General features: G+C 64.1%; 14 protein-coding genes. 7 read left to right on the plus strand and 7 right to left on the minus strand.

Annotation, left to right across the window (positions count from 1 at the left end):
• Positions 1-29: 29 nt before the first annotated feature.
• Positions 30-1037 (minus strand): helix-turn-helix domain-containing protein, encoded by a 1008-nt coding sequence (locus tag B0G71_RS01450; RefSeq protein ID WP_116139267.1) that lies wholly within the window; start codon positions 1035-1037, stop codon positions 30-32.
• A gap of 167 nt (positions 1038-1204) precedes the next feature.
• On the opposite strand from B0G71_RS01450, the gene B0G71_RS01455 reads away from it, so the two are divergent.
• Positions 1205-1837 carry a cysteine hydrolase family protein gene (locus B0G71_RS01455; protein ID WP_116139268.1) on the plus strand — a complete coding sequence of 211 codons (633 nt, stop codon included), beginning with the start codon at positions 1205-1207 and terminating at the stop codon, positions 1835-1837.
• Between the two features lie 172 nt (positions 1838-2009).
• Here the strand turns inward: B0G71_RS01455 and B0G71_RS01460 are convergent, their stop codons facing one another.
• Positions 2010-2669 carry a TetR family transcriptional regulator gene (locus tag B0G71_RS01460; RefSeq protein WP_106284097.1) on the minus strand — a complete coding sequence of 220 codons (660 nt, stop codon included), beginning with the start codon at positions 2667-2669 and terminating at the stop codon, positions 2010-2012.
• A 430-nt stretch (positions 2670-3099) separates the two neighbouring features.
• On the opposite strand from B0G71_RS01460, the gene B0G71_RS01465 reads away from it, so the two are divergent.
• The 3 genes from B0G71_RS01465 to B0G71_RS01475 are packed head-to-tail and all read left to right on the plus strand — an operon-like array spanning position 3100 to position 9148.
• A complete protein-coding gene (locus B0G71_RS01465; RefSeq protein ID WP_116139270.1) occupies positions 3100-4332 on the plus strand; it encodes an efflux RND transporter periplasmic adaptor subunit in 1233 nt (410 codons plus the stop codon).
• Positions 4333-4350: 18 nt separating this feature from the next.
• On the plus strand, positions 4351-7569 hold the full coding sequence (locus tag B0G71_RS01470; protein ID WP_116118212.1) for an efflux RND transporter permease subunit: 3219 nt from the start codon (positions 4351-4353) through the stop codon (positions 7567-7569).
• Position 7570: 1 nt separating this feature from the next.
• Positions 7571-9148: an efflux transporter outer membrane subunit gene (locus tag B0G71_RS01475; protein ID WP_116139272.1), complete on the plus strand. Its 1578-nt coding sequence runs from the start codon at positions 7571-7573 to the stop codon at positions 9146-9148.
• A 163-nt stretch (positions 9149-9311) separates the two neighbouring features.
• On the opposite strand, the gene B0G71_RS01480 is transcribed toward B0G71_RS01475, so the two are convergent.
• Entirely contained in the window at positions 9312-10721 is a 1410-nt protein-coding gene (locus B0G71_RS01480; RefSeq protein ID WP_106311363.1) for a nucleobase:cation symporter-2 family protein, read from the minus strand.
• Between the two features lie 426 nt (positions 10722-11147).
• Between B0G71_RS01480 and B0G71_RS01490 the strand changes: the two genes are divergently transcribed.
• From B0G71_RS01490 to fghA, 3 genes are all read left to right on the plus strand, one after another.
• Positions 11148-12611, plus strand: a complete 1464-nt coding sequence (locus B0G71_RS01490; protein ID WP_116139274.1) for a xylulokinase — start codon at positions 11148-11150, stop codon at positions 12609-12611.
• 231 nt (positions 12612-12842) lie between these two features.
• Complete coding sequence (locus B0G71_RS01495) at positions 12843-13949, plus strand: S-(hydroxymethyl)glutathione dehydrogenase/class III alcohol dehydrogenase (protein ID WP_042321278.1); 1107 nt, start codon at positions 12843-12845, stop codon at positions 13947-13949.
• Positions 13950-13964: 15 nt separating this feature from the next.
• Positions 13965-14816 carry an S-formylglutathione hydrolase gene (fghA, locus tag B0G71_RS01500; RefSeq protein ID WP_116139275.1) on the plus strand — a complete coding sequence of 284 codons (852 nt, stop codon included), beginning with the start codon at positions 13965-13967 and terminating at the stop codon, positions 14814-14816.
• 59 nt (positions 14817-14875) lie between these two features.
• Here the strand turns inward: fghA and B0G71_RS01505 are convergent, their stop codons facing one another.
• The 4 genes from B0G71_RS01505 to B0G71_RS01520 all read right to left on the minus strand — a co-directional run bounded on the left by B0G71_RS01505 (position 14876) and on the right by B0G71_RS01520 (position 18119).
• Complete coding sequence (locus B0G71_RS01505; RefSeq protein ID WP_116139277.1) at positions 14876-15658, minus strand: metal ABC transporter permease; 783 nt, start codon at positions 15656-15658, stop codon at positions 14876-14878.
• Entirely contained in the window at positions 15651-16598 is a 948-nt protein-coding gene (locus B0G71_RS01510) for an ABC transporter ATP-binding protein (RefSeq protein WP_116139279.1), read from the minus strand. The genes B0G71_RS01505 and B0G71_RS01510 overlap by 8 nt, the downstream gene beginning before the upstream one ends.
• Positions 16595-17563 (minus strand): metal ABC transporter solute-binding protein, encoded by a 969-nt coding sequence (locus B0G71_RS01515; protein ID WP_116139281.1) that lies wholly within the window; start codon positions 17561-17563, stop codon positions 16595-16597. Before B0G71_RS01515 ends, B0G71_RS01510 begins: the two co-directional genes overlap by 4 nt.
• Positions 17564-17624: 61 nt before the next feature.
• Positions 17625-18119, minus strand: a complete 495-nt coding sequence (locus B0G71_RS01520; protein WP_116139283.1) for a Fur family transcriptional regulator — start codon at positions 18117-18119, stop codon at positions 17625-17627.
• Positions 18120-18362 lie beyond the last annotated feature (243 nt).

The raw sequence follows: 18362 nt of genomic DNA on the forward strand, positions 1-18362 counted from the left end.
GCGCCGCGCTGGCGCTCGCGCATGCACACTCACACGCCACGAAACTCCCTTCGCCATGCCGACGGCGACGTGCGAAACGCCTCCGCGAAATGTTGCCGCAACGAAGCGGCCGAACCGAAGCCCGCGATTCCCGCGATCGCTTCCACCGACTCGTCGGTGCTCTCGAGCAATTGCTGCGCGCGAGCCAGCCGCTGCGCCAGCAGCCACGCGCCGACAGTCGTGCCCGTGGCGAGCCGGAAGCGTCGCGTGAAGGTGCGGCGGCTCATCAGCGCGCGCCCGGCCAGCGTGTCGAGCGTATGCGGCAACGTCAGATTGCCGCTCACCCAATCGAGCAGATCCGACAGCCGGTCGCCGCGCACATTCGGCGGCATCGGCTGCTGAACGTATTGCGCCTGGCCGCCTTGCCGATGCGGGGGCACCACCAGCCGGCGCGCGACGTGATTGGCCACTGCGGTGCCGCACAGTTTGCGCATCACATGCAAACAGCAGTCGAGGCCCGCTGCCGTGCCGGCCGAGGTCAGCACGTTGCCGTCGTCGACATAGAGCACGTTCGGATCGAGGCGCACGCGCGGGTAGCGGCGCGCGAAGTCGTCGGCCCACGCCCAGTGCGTCGACGCCGGACGGTCGTCGAGGATGCCGGCGGCTGCCAGCACGAATGCGCCCAGGCAAAGCCCGACCAGTTGCGCGCCGCGCGCGTGGGCGGCGCGTAGTGCGCCGAGCAGCGCTGTGGGCGGCGTTTCGGCTGGGTCGCGCCAGCTCGGCACGATGATCGTGTCGGCGTCGGCGAGCGCTTCCAGTCCATGCGTGACGGCGATCGAAAAGCCGGCGGTGGTGGTCAGCGCGCCCGTTTCGGCGGCGCAGACGCGGAAGTCGAACTCCGGCACGCCGCCGCCGCTGCGGTCTTCGCCAAACACCACGCACGGCACCGAAAGATGGAACGGACTGATGCGATCGAACGCGACCACCACGACGATGTGGCGGAGCGGTTCGCCGCGCGTCGTGCCAGAGGAAACGGAAGTGGAAGCGGGCGTGGCCATCAGTCATCTCGTGAATTCCGACAATGGCCCGATTCTAGCGAATCTTGTCATTCGGGTCGCTGTCGGGAAATTCGCCGTGAGGGAACAATGCAGTCATCCCCGCAGCTCGCTCCGAGTCCAGACTGGACCCGCCCGCGCCGCCCATTTACCGACCGAGGAGTCTTGCCATGACCACACCGCGCCGTGCGCTGATCGTTATCGATGTGCAGAACGAATACGTGACCGGCGATCTGCCGATCGAATATCCGGACGTGCAAAGCTCGCTCGCCCATATCGGCCGCGCGATGGATGCGGCGCGGGCCGCCGGCGTGCCGGTGGTGGTCGTGCAAAACTTCGCGCCGGCCAGCTCGCCGCTATTCGCGCGTGGCAGCAGCGGCGCGGAGCTGCATCCGGTGGTGGGCGAGCGGGCTCGCGATCACTACGTCGAAAAGTCGCTGCCGAGCGCTTTTACCGGCACCGACCTGGCCGACTGGCTCGCCGCGCGCCAGATCGACACGCTGACGGTTGCCGGCTACATGACGCACAACTGCGACGCGTCGACCATCAATCACGCGGTTCACTCGGGGCTGACCGTCGAATTCCTGCACGACGCGACGGGTTCCGTGCCGTATCAGAACAGTGCGGGTTTCGCCAGCGCGCAGGACATCCACCGGGTGTTCAGCGTGGTGCTGCAGTCGCGTTTCGCGGCGGTGGCGAGCACGGACGAGTGGATCGCGGCGGTGCGGAGCGGGACGCCTTTGGAGCGGGACAATATCTATGCGTCGAATCAGAAGGCAAGGGCCACGCGGACCGCGGCGTAGAGATCGCGGACGATGGTCGCGTCCAACACTGCTATATAGAAGCGGTGCTACGGTTCGGGCGGGTAGAACAAAGCGGCGAATGCGGCATCACGCATGCTGTGCATGAAAACAAAGGCGGCGGGTTGCTCACCCGTCGGCCCTTTTTCGTCCGCCGCTTCCGCCAGGCGATCGCCTAACCGCCGCCGCTCCGCTGCGCATGCCCATTGCGCAGCGCCGGGCTCAGCTTCAGTGCGTCGAACATGCCTTCGACCATTTGCACGGCATGGGCGCCGAAATCCGTGGCGTCGGGCAAAAACAGCATGTCGCGCAGCGAACCGCTGACGAACGCGTGCACCATCGCCGCCGCCAGCTTCGTGTCCAGATCCGCGGGCAGTTGCCCTTTGGAGATGGCATTGCGCAGACCGCCCTGGATTTTCTGAAGTCCTTCGCGCATGTTGGTCTGATAGCGGACCATCACCGGACCCATTTCCTCGACCAGCTCGCATTTCAGAAACAGGATGTCGAACACGCGCCGGCGACGCGGGTCGTTGGCGGTGTCGCGCAGACAGACTGTGCAGATTTCCATCAGACGGCCAAGCGGATCGGGCTCGTTGGGATCTTGCGAAGCAGCCTTGAGTTCGTCCAGCGGCAGCAGCACGCGGTCGAACATTTCCGTAAACAGATCGCTCTTATGTGCGAAGTGCCAGTAGATGGCACCGCGTGTGACACCGGCGGCCTGCGCGATGTCGGCAAGCGACGTGCGCGATACGCCTTTCTCGAAGAAGACCCGTTCAGCCGCGTCGAGAATACTGTTGCGCGTCTCCTGCGCCTCTTCTTTGGTTCTTCTGACCATGTTGGAATGACCTGCCCTGATTGTGGGGTTTTCCCGGGCGTTTTTAAGTACGCCCGATGACAATCCGTCTACCGTTGACCGAATTGCGAAGCGATCTTGCAAGCCCCCAGCCAGCAAGAGATATAAACGCACTTTTACATGCATTCGTGAATGTATATATAATAGCATCCCACGATCGGATAGCCCAAGCCGTGACGAAACGTTAATATCCGTCACTGTTGCCTTTCAAAACGCTCTTCGCGCCGTGCCCGGACGGGCGGCGCCGCGCGGCATTTCCCCGGTATGGCGCATTTCACTCAGGGTGCCCTGCAGGTTCGGTGTGCGTCCGCGGGTGTCCGGTCAAGCGTCGCAAGACGCATGTGTGCGCTGTCGTCCCCGGGGTAGGGATGCGCGCACTTTTTCATTCTCAGTCTTTGACAGAGGTCGCTCCATGCGCGTCGAACGGGTTCCATTCCGCTTAATCAGTGCCGCGACGGCTGCCGTATTGCTGGCAGCGTGCGGACCAAAACAATCTGCCCCGCCGCAACAAACGCCGGAAGTCGGTGTCGTCACTGTTCAGCCGACGGCCGTGCCCGTCGTCACCGAATTGCCCGGCCGCACCAGTGCCTTCCTCGTGGCGCAAGTGCGCGCGCGGGTCGACGGCATCGTGCTGCGCCGCGAGTTCACAGAAGGCAGTCAGGTCAAAGCGGGACAACGTCTGTACAAGATCGATCCGGCGCCGTACATCGCCACGCTGAATAACGCCAAGGCGAGCCTGGCGAAGGCGCAGGCCAACCTCGTGTCGGTCACTGCGCAAGCGAACCGTTACAAGGTGCTGGTGGCGGCCAATGCGGTCAGCAAGCAGGACTACGACAACGCCGTCGCCTCGCAAGGGCAGGCAGTGGCTGACGTCGCCGCGGGCAAGGCGGCAGTGGATACAGCGCAGATCAACCTCGGCTACACGGACGTGGTTTCGCCGGTGAGCGGCCAGGTCGGCATTTCGCAGGTCACGCCGGGCGCCTACGTGCAGGCCAGCGCCGCCACCTTGATGGCCACCGTGCAGACACTGGATCCGGTCTATGTGGACCTGACGCAATCGAGCCTCGACGGGCTGAAGCTGCGCCGCGACATGCAGGAAGGACGTCTGAAGACGACCGGGCCGGACGCCGCCAAGGTGTCGCTGATTCTCGAAGACGGCCGCACCTATTCGGAGAAGGGCAAGCTGCAGTTCACCGACGTGACGGTCGACCAGGGCACCGGTTCGGTCACCGTGCGCGCGATCTTCAAGAACACCGACAAGGTGCTGCTGCCAGGCATGTTCGTGCGCGCGCGCATCGAAGAAGGCGTCAACGAAAGCGCGCTCGTGGTGCCGCAAGTCGGCATCACGCACGACCAGAAGGGCCAGCCGACCGCGCTGGTCGTCGGTAACGACAACAAGGTGGTGTTGCGTCAGCTGGTCACCTCGGGCACGTACGGTTCGAACTGGGTGGTCGAAAGCGGCCTGAAGCCGGGCGACCGCGTGATCGTGCAGGGCACCGACAAGGCGAAACCCGGCATGCAGGTCAAGACCGTCGCCGCGCAACTTCCCGCCACACCCGCTTCCGGCGCTGCTGCTCAAAGCGCGCCGGCCGCCAGCGGTGCTGCGCAGACGGCACAACCTGCCTCCGCTGCATCGGGCGCGTAATAACAGGGAGCCCGCCTCATGGCAAAGTTCTTCATTGATCGCCCGATTTTTGCATGGGTGATCGCCATTATTCTGATGCTCGCGGGTATCGCGTCGGTCTTCACATTGCCGATCGCGCAGTACCCGACCATCGCGCCGCCGGCCGTGCAGATCAGCGCAACGTACCCGGGCGCATCGGCGAAGACGGTGGAAAACACTGTCACGCAGGTGATCGAGCAGCAGATGAGTGGTCTCGACCACTTGCTGTATCTGTCGTCCACCTCGGACGACTCGGGTACGGCAACCATCACGCTGACGTTCGCGGCCGGCACCAATCCTGACATCGCGCAGGTGCAGGTGCAGAACAAGCTGCAGCTCGCCACGCCGCTGTTGCCGCAAGCCGTGCAGCAGTTGGGCACCAAGGTCACGAAGTCGAGCAGCAGCTTCTTGCTGGTGATGGCGTTCGTGTCCGAAGACGGCAGCATGAACAAGTACGACCTGGCGAACTACGTCGCGTCGAACATTCAGGATCCGGTGAGCCGTATCGACGGCGTGGGCACGGTGACGCTGTTCGGTTCGCAGTACGCCATGCGGATCTGGCTGGACGCGAACAAGCTGACCAACTTCGGCCTCACGCCGGTGGATGTGGAAACCGCGTTGCAAGCGCAGAACGTGCAGGTCGCGGGTGGTTCGCTCGGCGGCACGCCTTCCGTGCCGGGTCAGGTGTTGCAGGCCACCATCACGGAAGCCACGCTGCTCAATACGCCTGAACAGTTCGGCAACGTACTGCTGAAGGTGAACCAGGACGGCTCGCGCGTTCGCATCAAGGACGTGGCGCGTATCGAGCTCGGCGGCGAAAACTACAACTTCGACACCAAGTACAACGGCCAGCCGACGGCGGGCTTCGGTATTCAGCTCGCTACCGGCGCGAATGCGCTGGCTACCGCGAAGGCGGTGCGCGCGAAGGTCGCCGAACTGTCGAAGTACTTCCCGCACGGTCTGGTGGTGCAGTACCCGTACGACACCACGCCGTTCGTGCGTCTGTCGATCGAAGAAGTGGTCAAGACGCTGCTCGAAGGTATCGTGCTGGTGTTCCTGGTCATGTACCTGTTCCTGCAGAACCTGCGCGCCACGCTGATCCCGACGATCGCGGTGCCGGTGGTGCTGCTGGGCACGTTCGCGATCATGGGTCTGGTGGGCTTCTCGATCAACACGCTGTCCATGTTCGGGCTCGTGCTGGCGATCGGCTTGCTGGTGGACGATGCGATCGTGGTGGTGGAAAACGTCGAGCGGGTGATGCAGGAGGAGGGTTTATCGCCTCGTGACGCAACCCGCAAGGCGATGGATCAGATTACCGGCGCGCTGGTCGGCGTGGCGCTCGTGCTCTCGGCGGTGTTCGTGCCGGTGGCGTTCTCGGGTGGTTCGGTCGGCGCAATTTACCGGCAGTTCTCGCTGACGATCGTGGCGGCCATGGTGCTGTCCGTGCTGGTCGCGTTGATTCTGACGCCGGCATTGTGCGCGACGATTCTCAAGCCGGTTGAACCGGGGCATCAGGAAAAAACCACCGGTTTCTTCGGCTGGTTCAACCGCACCTTCAACAGGAGCCGCGACAAGTATCACTCGGGCGTGCACCACGTGATCAAGCGCTCGGGCCGTTGGCTGATCATCTATATGGTGGTGATTTTCGCGGTCGGCCTGCTGTTCGTGAAGTTGCCCAAGTCGTTCCTGCCTGACGAAGACCAGGGCACGATGTTCGTGCTGGTGCAAACGCCGTCGGGCTCGACGCAGGAAACCACGGCGCGCGCGTTGAAGGACGTGTCCGACTATCTGCTCAACACCGAGAAGAGCATCGTCGAATCGACCTTTACCGTGAACGGCTTCAGCTTCGCCGGTCGCGGCCAGAATGCGGGTCTCGTGTTCGTGCGGATGAAGGATTACTCGCAACGTCAGCACAGCGATCAGAAGGTGCAGGCGCTGGTGGGCCGTCTCTTCATGCACTTCGGCAGCTACAAGAACGCGCTGGTGTATCCGGTGAATCCGCCGTCGATTCCTGAACTCGGTACGGCCGCGGGCTTCGACTTCGAATTGCAGGATCGCGCCGGCGTCGGTCACGCAAAGTTGATGGAAGCACGCAATATGTTGCTGGGCATGGCGGCGAAAGATCCGACGCTGGCTCAGGTGCGTCCGAACGGCCTGAACGACACGCCGCAGTTCAAGGTGGATATCGACCACGAGAAGGCTTCGGCCCTCGGCGTGTCGCTGTCCGCGATCGACCAGACGTTCTCGATCGCGTGGGCGTCGCAGTACGTGAACAACTTCCTCGACACCGACGGCCGGATCAAGAAGGTGTATCTGCAAGGCGATGCGCCGTTCCGCATGACGCCGGAAGACCTGAACGCCTGGTACGTGCGTAACTCGGCGGGTGGCATGGTGCCGTTCTCGTCGTTCGCGAGCGGCACGTGGACCTACGGTTCGCCGAAGCTGGAGCGCTACAACGGTATTTCCGCGGTGGAAATCCAGGGCGCGGCGGCACCGGGCAAGTCGACCGGTCAGGCCATGACAGCCATGGAAGCGCTCGTGGCGAAGCTGCCGGCCGGCGTGGGCTACGAGTGGACGGGCCTGTCGTTGCAGGAACGCCAGTCCGGTTCGCAGGCGCCGATTCTGTATGGCATCTCGATCCTCGTCGTGTTCCTGTGTCTCGCGGCACTGTATGAAAGCTGGTCGATTCCGTTCTCGGTGATCATGGTGGTGCCGCTCGGCGTGATCGGCGCACTGCTGGCCGCTACGCTGCGTGGACTCGAGAACGACGTGTTCTTCCAGGTGGGTCTGTTGACCACGGTGGGTCTGTCGGCGAAGAACGCGATTCTGATCGTGGAATTCGCCCGCGAGCTACAGCAGGGTGAGGGCATGGGGCCGATCGAGGCCGCGCTGGAAGCAGCGCGTCTGCGGTTGCGCCCGATTCTGATGACCTCGCTCGCGTTCATTCTCGGCGTGATGCCGCTCGCGATCAGTAATGGCGCGGGTTCAGCGAGCCAGCACGCGATCGGTACCGGCGTGATCGGCGGGATGTTGACGGCGACCTTCCTCGCGATTTTCATGATCCCGATGTTCTTCGTCGTGATCCGCGCGAAATTCGGCGGTGAGAAGGAAGACCCGGACGAGGCGCTCGCACACTACAACCAGCACCATCCGCATGACGGCCAGGGCGGCGCTTCGGCCGGGTCGACGGATGAAGGCTCGGGCAAGGACGGACATTGAGATGCAAAAACACTCTCTGATTGCAGTGGCGGTCGCGCTGTTCGCCGCGGGGTGCACGATGGCGCCGAAGTACGAGCGTCCGGCTCCGCCCACGACGAGCACCTTCCCGACCGGCGGCGTGTACGACACGCAACCGGGCGCGACCCAGCCGGGCGCGAGCCAGACAGACGCGACCCAGGCGGGCAAGCAACCGCCCGGCGCGACGAATGCTGCGCGCAGCGCCAACGGCGTGGCCGCGGCGGATATCGGCTGGCGTGATTTCTTCGTCGATCCGCGCATGCAGCGGTTGATCGAGATCGCGCTGAAGAACAACCGCGACCTGCGCGTGTCGGTGCTTAACATGCAGGCCTCGGCGGCGCAATACCGGATCGTTCGCGCCGGGCTGTTCCCCACGCTCGACGCCGCGGCTTCGCAAAGCAAGCAACGCACGCCGAAGGATCTGTCGGTCGCGGGGCAGACGATTACCAACACCTATTCGGTCGGCTTGAACGCGTCGTGGGAAATCGACTTCTTCGGGCGGATTCAGAGCCTGAAGGACCAGGCGTTGGCGCAATACCTGGCCACGGCTCAGGCGCGCAAGGCGGCGGAAATCTCGCTGGTCTCGCAGGTGGCGACCCAGTACATGACCGTGCTCGAGCTCGACGACCTGTTGAAAGTCACGCAGAACACGCTGAAGACCTCGCAGGAATCGTATCGGATCGCCAAGCTGCAGTTCGACAACGGCACCGGTTCGGAGCTGGATCTGCGTCAATCGCAAACCGTGGTCGAACAGGCTCAGGCCAACCTGCAGCAGCAGCTGCGTCTGCGGGCGCAAGCGGATAACGCGCTCGTGCTGTTGATCGGCGAGCCGTTGCCGGACGATCTGCCGCCGGGCATGACGCTGGACAACCAGAATCTCCTCACGGATATTCCGGCGGGTCTGCCGTCTGATCTGCTGACGCGTCGTCCGGACATCATGGAGGCCGAAGAGAATCTGCTGGCCGCCAATGCGAACATCGGCGCGGCGCGCGCGGCGTTCTTCCCGAAGGTCTCGCTGACCGGCAGCTTCGGTACGCTCAGCCCGTCGCTCGGCGGTCTGTTCAAACCGGGTTCGGCGGCATGGAGCTTCGCACCGTCGATCACGTTGCCGATCTTCGAGGGCGGACAGAATCTCGCCAACCTCGATCTCGCCAATATCCAGAAGAAAGTCCAGATCGCCACGTATGAAAAAGCGATCCAGTCGGCCTTCCGCGATGTGGCCGACGCCCTGGCGGCGCGCGGCACGTACGATCAGCAGATCCAGGCACTGGAGCGCAATACCTTTGCCGAACAGCGCCGGCTGGATCTGTCGAACCTGCGTTATACGAATGGTGTCGACAGCTATCTGACGGTGCTGACCGCGCAGACCGATCTGTATTCGTCGCAGCAGTTGCTGGTCACCGCCCGCATGGAACGTCTGCAGAACCTCGTGACGTTGTATCAGGTGCTCGGCGGCGGCTGGATCGAACACAACGGCGAGCAGCCGCGTCCGGCCGATGCACCGGTCGACTACGGTGCGGCGAGCGCGCCGGTGGCGGCTTCTGGGGCCACGGCGGGTTAGAATTGCTCGTTGCCCCCGGGCGCGTAGAGCGGTTTCAGTTTCAGCAGAAACCGCCTTGCGCAGCCCGCCATGAAAAAAACGCCACGGCATGCCGTGGCGTTTTTTTATCCGCAGCGCTTGCGCGGTCCCTCATTCGCGCAAGCGCTCAAATGTTGCGTGCCGTTCAGTGCACGTCAGCCGCGCGCAGCATGTCGTCGCCGCGCGGTTCATTGCCGCCGCGTCCGTCGAAATCATGCCCGGCGCTGCGAATTTCGCACTGCGCCTTTTTCTCGCTCTTTACGCCGTTGAAGATCAGATTCAGCACGACCGCCGACACCGAAGCCAGCAGAATTCCGCTATGCAGCAGCGGCGAGAGCGCCGGGGGCAGCTTCGAGAAGAAGTGCGGCGACACCACCGGCACGAGACCCAGGCCGATACTGACCGCGACGATGAACAGGTTGTGGTGATTCTTCACGAAGTCGACCTTCGACAGCACCTTGATGCCGTTCGCGGCGACCATGCCGAACATCACGATGCCGGCGCCGCCGAGCACGAAAGCCGGCACCGAGGCGACCACTTGCGCCATCTTCGGGAACAGGCCCAGCAGCACCAGGATCACGCCGCCCATCGCGCAGACAAAGCGGCTCTTCACGCCGGTCACGCCGATCAGGCCGACGTTCTGCGAGAACGAGGTATGCGGGAACGAGTTGAAGATACCGCCGATCAGCGTGCCCAGGCCGTCGACGCGCAAGCCGCGCACCAGCGTCTTCTGATCGACCGGACGATCCACCATGTCGCCGACCGCGAGGAACATGCCGGTCGATTCGATGAAGGTGACGAACATCACGGTGACCATCGTCGCGATCGACAGCGGATCGAAGTGCGGCAGGCCGAAGTGGAACGGCATGACGAAGCCGACCCACGGCGCATGCGTGACGCCTTCCATGTTGACGCGGCCGATGGCCAGCGCGATCACAAAGCCGGCGACAATGCCGAGCAGCACCGAGATATTGGCAAGGAAACCCTTGGCGAATTTGTTGATCAGCAGAATCAGCATCAGCACGATCAGCGAGAGGCCGAGATAGATCGGATTGCCGTAATCCGGATTGCCCACACCGCCGGCCGCCCAGTTGATGCCGACTTCCATCAGCGACAAACCGATCACCGAAATCACCACGCCGATCACGACCGGCGGGAAGAAGCGCAGCAATTTGCCGACCGCGGGCGCGAGCAGGATCCCGACCACACCGGCCGCAATCGTGGAGCCGAAGATGTCGAGAATGCCGAGCGAGGGATTGGTGCCGATCGCGACCATCGGACCGACGGCCGCGAACGTGCAGCCCATGATGACCGGCAGACGGATGCCGAAAATCCACAGACCGAGCGTCTGGATCAGCGTGGCAATGCCGCAGGAAAACAGATCGGCGCTGATCAGGAACGCGATCTGGTCTTTCGGCAACTTGAGCGCCGCGCCGATGATCAGCGGTACTGCGACCGCACCGGCATACATCACCAGAACGTGCTGGATGCCGAGCGTGAGCAACTGGCCTGCGGGCAGTCGTTCGTCGCACGGGTGAACCGTGTTCGATTGCATATTGTCTGTCTCCACCATCTGAGTTTTTGGGATGACTCCAAGGTATCGGGGACTAAAAAGCACAACAAGACCAGTGGGGCCTATTCCGGCATTCCCGGTGACGATATGGGTAGGGGCCGTTTGAAAGCCAAAAGAAATGCGCGGGCCTGGTCCATCGGCGGTCAGCCCCTTGCAGTGGCGATGCGAGGCTGTGCGTCGCGCGAGTCCGGATTGACGCGATATGTGTGAGAATCAATGAGGTGTATCTGGCTCACCGCATAGTCCTGTTTTGATGTGGCTCGCGGCGCGGGTGGGTTAACCCGCGATTCGCGATTTTCGGCGTGCGGTCGGGCATGCTTTTCAAGCGCTGCGCCGAAGCTGGAAAATGCGCTTTTCGGGCAGCTTTCGCGTGCTTATTTCGCTCCTCAATTTGACGTTCAATCGCCCATGAGTTTTCTCGGCATCGACCTCGGCACCGGTTCCCTCAAAGTAGCAATCGTCGACGAAAACGGTCGCGAGCAGGCGGTGGCGAGCGTCGCTTACCCCATCGAAACGCCGCAGGCGGGGTGGGCGGAGACATCGGTGCAAACATGGTGGCGCGCGCTATGCGAAGCCGCCGCGCGTTTGCCTGACGGATTGCGCCGCGATGTGCGAGCCATCGGTTTTTCCGGACAGATGCACGGCGTCGTATTGGTCGACGCAGCGGGCGAGGCCGTGCGGCCCGCCATGCTGTGGCCCGACACGCGCGCGCTGGCCTTGCTCGACGCGTGGCCCGAGCCGCAGCCGAATCCGGTTGCGCCGGGCATGGCCGGTCCGCTGCTGCGCTGGATCGTGTTGCACGAGCCGCAGTCCGCGAGCCGCACGCGCTGGGCGCTGCAACCGAAAGACTGGCTGCGCGTCGCACTGGGCGGCGCGGTGGCGACCGATCCCTCCGACGCCTGCGCGACCGCGCTCGCCGATCCCGCTGGCGTGTGGGACGCGGCGCTGCTCGATCGGCTCGAGATTCCGCGCGAATGGTTCGCACCGCTGGCGCCGTCCTATGCGGCCGGTGGCGTGTTGTCGGAGAGCGCTGCGCGGGCGTTGGGGTTGCGCGCCGGCATCGTGCTCGCGACCGGCGCGGCCGATACGCCTTGTGCCGCGCTCGGCAGCGGACTGGCGCACGACGGCGACGCATTGCTGACCACCGGCACTGGCGGACAGATCGTGGTGCTGGCCGACCACGCGCCCGCGGCGGTCAGGGGCTTGCATCGTTATCGCGCGGCGAGCGATCACTGGTATCGGATGGCGGCGATGCAGAACGTCGGCATCGCGCTCGAACGCGCGCGCGGGTGGCTGTCGTATGAATGGGCCGATGCGTATCGGGACGCGTTCGGTGACGCGACCAACGCGACCACCACATCCAGTGCGAACACAGCGGCCGCGCCCGGCCTCACGTTCCTGCCGTACCTCACAGGCGAACGCACGCCCTGGCTCAATCCGATGGCGCGCGGCGGCTGGCTCGGCCTCGCGCTCGATCACACGCGCGGCACGATGATGCGCGCCGCGTTCGAAGGCGTCGCGTTCTCGCTGCGTGCCGGACTCGACGCGATTCGCGCGAGCGGCGCGACGGTGACGGCGTTGAAACTGGCGGGCGGCGGCTCCGTCGACGCCCGCTGGCGCCAGTTGCTCGCCGATGCGCTGAATGTCGAACTGCACGCGGTCGATTGTCCGAACGCGGCGCCGCGTGGCGCGGCGATTCTCGGCGGCCTCGCAAGCGGGCATTGGCACGCGCGCGATCTGGCCGCGCTCGCGCCGGGCGCGACGCGCGTTGCAGGTCCGCAAGGCGACGCGGCGCTTGCCGGACGCTATGAGCGCTTTCTCGATCTCTACGGACGAGTCGAAACATGGTTCACGGAAACGCCGTCGCAATGAGCGAATGTCATGTCAGGTTCAGACAATGCCTTGACGCACTTTGCAATACCATTACGTTTTTCACTCGCTAACGTATGAGTCGGCGCAGTGCGCCGAACGACAATGATGACGTGCTCGCATGAGACGCACGAACCAACCGCAGCACCGAATCGCAACACATGCGCGCCGCAACGCAGTCCGCCGCGACGCGCCTTGCCTCGACAGACTTACAGGATTACAGGAGCATTGACGATGAAGACCAAAGCAGCAATCGCATGGAAAGCCGGCGCGCCGTTGACGATCGAGGAAGTCGATCTGGAAGGGCCGCGCGCCGGTGAAGTCCTGATCGAAGTGAAGGCCACGGGCATTTGCCATACCGATTACTACACGCTCTCCGGCGCGGACCCAGAAGGCATCTTTCCGGCGATTCTCGGGCACGAAGGCGCGGGCGTGATTGTCGATACCGGGCCCGGCGTCGGCACGCTGAAGAAGGGCGATCACGTCATTCCGCTCTATACGCCGGAATGCCGCCAGTGCAAATTCTGTCTGTCGCGCAAGACCAATCTCTGCCAGGCGATCCGTTCGACGCAAGGCAAAGGTTTGATGCCCGATGCGACCTCGCGCTTCTCGCTCGACGGCAAGCCGCTATTTCACTACATGGGCACGTCCACGTTTTCGAACTACATCGTCGTGCCGGAAATCGCGGTGGCGAAAGTGCGTGAAGACGCGCCGTTCGACAAGATTTGCTACATCGGTTGCGGTGTGACGACGGGCGTCGGCGCGGTCGTGTATTCGGCGAAGGTCGAGGCGGGCGCGAACGTGGTCGTGTTCGGTCTCGGCGGCATCGGGCTGAACGTGATCCAGGGCGCGAAGATGGTCGGCGCGGACAAGATCATCGGTGTGGACCTCAATCCGGGCCGTGTCGAACTGGCGAAGAAATTCGGCATGACGCACTTCATCAACCCGAACGAGGTTGAGAACGTGGTCGATCACATCGTGCAACTCACCGACGGCGGCGCGGACTACTCGTTCGAATGCATCGGCAACACGAAGGTGATGCGTCAGGCGCTCGAATGCACGCATAAGGGCTGGGGACAGTCGTTCATCATCGGCGTGGCGGCGGCGGGCGAGGAAATCAGCACACGTCCGTTCCAATTGGTGACGGGTCGCGAGTGGAAAGGCTCGGCGTTCGGCGGCGCACGCGGCCGCACCGACGTGCCGAAGATCGTCGACTGGTACATGGAAGGCAAGATCAATATCGACGATCTGATCACGCACCGTCTGCCGCTCGAGCGCATCAACGAGGGCTTCGATCTGATGAAGAAGGGCGAGTCGATCCGCTCGGTCGTGCTGTACTAATCCGGAAGCCTCGCCATGCTTGAACTCTTGTCGTCGCATGTCTGTCATGGCGGCGAGCAGCGCATCTATCGGCACGAGTCGCAGACCATCGGTCTGCCGATGCGCTTCTCCGTCTATCTGCCGCCGCAAGCTTTGCAGGCCAGTCCGAACGTGCCCGCGCTGTTCTATCTCGCGGGTCTCACGTGCACCGAAGAAACGTTTCCGGTCAAAGCCGGCGCGCAGCGTTTCGCCGCGCAGCACGGCATTGCGCTGATCGCGCCGGATACCAGTCCGCGCGGCGCGGGCGTGCCGGGCGAAAGCGCGGCGTGGGACTTCGGCGTGGGCGCGGGCTTTTACGTTGACGCCACGCAGCAGCCGTGGGCGCAGCACTACCGGATGTATTCGTACGTGCGGGACGAGCTGCGCGAAACGGTGCTCGCGAATCTGCCGGTGGACGGCGCGCGTCTGGGCATCTTCGGGCACTCGATGGGCGGTCACGGCGCGTTGATGCTCGCGTTGCGCAATCCGGAGATCTATCGGTCGGTGTCGGCGTTCGCGCCGATTGCCGCGCCGACGCGCTGTCCGTGGGGCGCGAAAGCGTTCCGCGGCTATCTGGGCGACGACCGCGAAGCGTGGAAGCAGTACGACGCGAGCGAACTGGTCGCGCGTACGTCGCGCAAGTTCTCGGAAGGGATTCTGGTCGATCAGGGACTCGCGGATCAGTTCCTCGCGGAGCAACTGAATCCCGACGTGTTCGAAGCCGCTTGCCAGGCCGCAGGTCAACCGCTGACGCTACGCCGTCACGCGGGCTACGACCACGGCTATTACTTCATCTCGACGTTCATCGAGGATCATCTCGCGCATCACGCGAAGGTGCTGCTCGGCTGAAGGCTCGTAGGACGACGATGGCGGTGTGCAGATACGATGCCGCCATCGTTCCCGAAGACTCAATGCCGTCTCAACAAACTCCCGCCGTACACCATTGCCGACAGCACGGTGATCCAGAAGCTCGTCGGCCAATCGGTGTAGAACGCGAGTGTCAGACCGAGCCACGCCTGCAGTAGCGCGAACACTGCGGCGAGCACGAGGCCCGCTGATAGCCGCGTCGTCATGTTTTGCGCGGCGGCGGCCGGGCCGACCATCAGCGTGAACACCAGCAGCACGCCGACAATCTGCGTGCACGCGGCGACGGCGAGCGCCGCGATCGCGAGAAACAGCACGGACACGAGGCGCAACGACACGCCCTTGGCTTCGGCCAGTTCCGGCTGCAACGAAGCGAACAGCAGCGGCCGCATGATCGCCGCGAGCGCCAGCAAGCTCACTAGACCCAAGCCCGCCAGCACGCCGAGCGTCGATGCATTCACGCCGAGCACATTGCCGAACAGCAGCGCCGTGACTTGGGTCGCGTACGCGGTGAAGAAGTGCAGAAACAGCAAGCCGAAACCGAGCGACAGCGAGAGGATCACGCCGATCGCCACATCGCGTCCGGCGAGGCGTTCGCCGAGCGCGCCCATGCCGACGCCCGCCGCCAGCGTGAAGCCGATCATCCCCCAGATTGGCGAGACGCCGATCAGCACTGCGCCGGTCGCGCCGGTGAAGCCGACGTGCGAGAGCGCGTGGCCCGCGAAGGTCTGTCCGCGCATCACCAGAAAATAGCCCACCACGCCGGCCAGCACCGCGACGATCCCCGACGCCGCGAATGCGTTCACCATGAAATCGTATTCAAACATCGTGCTTGTGTCCGTCGCGTGAGTCGTGCTGGTCTGAGTGGCCGTGCGCGTGGCCATGCGAATGGGAATGCGAGTGCGAGTGGCCGTGGCCGCCGTGCTCGTCGTGTTCGTGCTCGTGATCGTGCTTTTCCACTTCGACGTCGCCCGACATCACGAAGATGCGGCCGTTCACGCGCATCACGTCGATCGGCGAGCCGTAGAGGCGCGACAGGACCGGCCGCGTGATCACTTCGTCGACGGTGCCGAGCGCCGCCACGCCGCTGCCGAGATACAGCACGCGATCGAGCGCGTGAAGCAGCGGGTTCAATTCATGCGCCGAAAACAGCACGGCGATGCCGAGTTCCTGTTGCACGCGCCGCACCAGTTCGACCACGCTCTTTTGATGATGCGGGTCGAGGCTGATCAACGGCTCGTCAAGCAGCAACAGTTTCGGGTTGCCGAGCAGGCACTGCGCCAGCAACAACCGCTGACGCTCGCCGCCCGATAGTTCCGACAACGGCCGCTCGGCCAGCTTGCGGCCGCCCACCAGATCCAGCACACGTTCGACATCGGCGCGAGTGGCCGCGTCCGCATGCGGCAAGCCCCAACGATGGCCGTCGGCGGCCATCGCGACGAAATCGCGGCCGCGCACGCGGCGTCCGGCGAGCGCGCTGCGCGTCTGCGGCATATAGCCGATCGACGAATTGCCGCGTTCGACCGGTTGCCCCAGCACGCGGATCGCGCCTTGAGCGGCAGGCACGAGACCGAGGACGGCGCGCATCAGCGTCGTCTTGCCCGCGCCGTTGGGTCCGAGCACGCCGATGAATTCGCCCTGGTTCACCACGAAGCCGGTGTCGCGCAGAATCGTGCGGTCGCCGAGTTCGAGCGTCACGCGTTCGAGCTCGAGCACGGGCGCGCTGCTGGGCTCGCGCGCTGGCGCGCCGCGGCCAGTCTGGGTCATTGGGTTTTTCCTTTCGCGCCTGAAGCCGCAGCCGCACTTGCGCCGTTCGTATTACCCGAGGCCAGCGCCGTGTCCAGCGCGTCGAGCTGCGTCAGCATCCACGTCTGATAGGTCTTGCCGGCCGGTTCGGTCTCGGTGACGCTCATGGTCGGCACCTTCGATTGCTGCGCGAGCTTCAACATGCGTTTGGTCAGGGCCTCGGTTGCCTGGCTGTTATAGATCAGAACACGGACGCGCTTCTCGCGCAGGTCGCGTTCGAACGCGGCGATATCGGCCGCGCTGGCTTCGGTGTCGTTCATCGTGGCGAGCTGGAAGCGCAGGTTGCGCATCGTCAGGCCCACGGCGTCGGACATGTAGCCGAACACCGGTTCGGTCGCCGTGACCGGCACGCCGGCGTAGCGGCCATGCAGTTCGGCGACTTTGGCGTCGACTGGTTTCAGCGAATCGAGAAACTTCGCGAGGTTCGCATCGTACGCCGACTTGTGCGCCGGGTCAGCCGCGACGAGCGCCTCGCTCACCGCGCGCGCCACTTTCGGCATGGTCGCCGGGTCGTACCAGAGGTGCGGATTGTCGCCGCCTTTCTTGCCGACGAGATCGGCCGCGACGATCGTCACGCGCTTCGCGCCCTTCGACGCCGCCAGCAGTTTTGCCATCCACGGATCGTAGTCGGCGCCGTTGTAGACCACAAGGCTCGCATGCTGTAGCGCGCGCGCCGTCTTCGGGCTCGCTTCGAACAGATGCGGGTCCTGCTCCGGATTGCTGAGGATGCTCGTCACGTCGACGCGTTCGCCGCCAAGTTGCTGCACCACGTCGCCGTAGAAATTCTCCGCCGCGACCACCGGGATTTTGGCGTCCGCGGCCATCGCGGCGTGGCCGAACGCGACCATGGCGGCGCTTACCGCGACATACTTCGACAGTTTCAGCGCACGCTGCGCGCCGTTCAACATCGGGGCGAATTTCTTCATTGCTGTGTCCTGCTGCGTGAGGGTTGAATGGATCACTGACGTTAGGAAAAGCGCGCCGGCTCTAGGCCGGCTTTGTGTCGGCCGAAGCGTCGCCAGGCCGCGCCGTGCGGGCACATAGCGCGCATAGACCGCTCAGTTCGACCACCTGCCGATGCACTTGGAAGCCGTGGGCCGGCGCGCTATGCGACAACTGTTCGGCGAGGTCGTCGCCGGGAATTTCGACGGTGGCGCCGCAGCCGTCGCACATCAGAAACTGGCTGCGATGCGGCACGCCGACTTCGCAGCAGGCCACGAACGCGTTCTTCGATTCGATCCGATGCACGAAGCCATGCGCGAGCAAAAAGTCCAGCGCGCGATACACGGTCGTGGGCGGCACGCGGCCGCGTTCCGGTTCGAGCGCATCGAGCAGTTCATAAGCGCCGATCGGCCGCTCGCTCGCGACGATCGCCGCATACACCTGACGACGCAGCGGCGTCAGCGCGAGCCTGTGCAAGGCGGCATGCGCTTCGGCGTGCGCGAGGCGCACGGCATGGTGTTCTGCAGTCGATGTGGCCATCGGCGGAGGCTCCTACGAAATGGCAATCGGGCGAAATCGCAACCAAACAGCTTCGAAGCGAAGCGAGGTCGCAATGATATAACGTATCTCGAAATGTTGTCAGCATGGCCGCATGGAAAGCAAATTGGCCGACTGCGAGTTCTCGTACTAGTGTTGATCGGAGCAGGAAAGGGGTACCGGAGTCCTGCCGCGCTGCACCATCGAAATCTGCTCGGGCGCCTTGACATGGCCCGGTACGTATCC

It is taken from the genome of Paraburkholderia sp. BL27I4N3, assembly GCF_003386115.1.
In the GTDB taxonomy this organism is placed as follows: Bacteria; Pseudomonadota; Gammaproteobacteria; order Burkholderiales; family Burkholderiaceae; genus Paraburkholderia.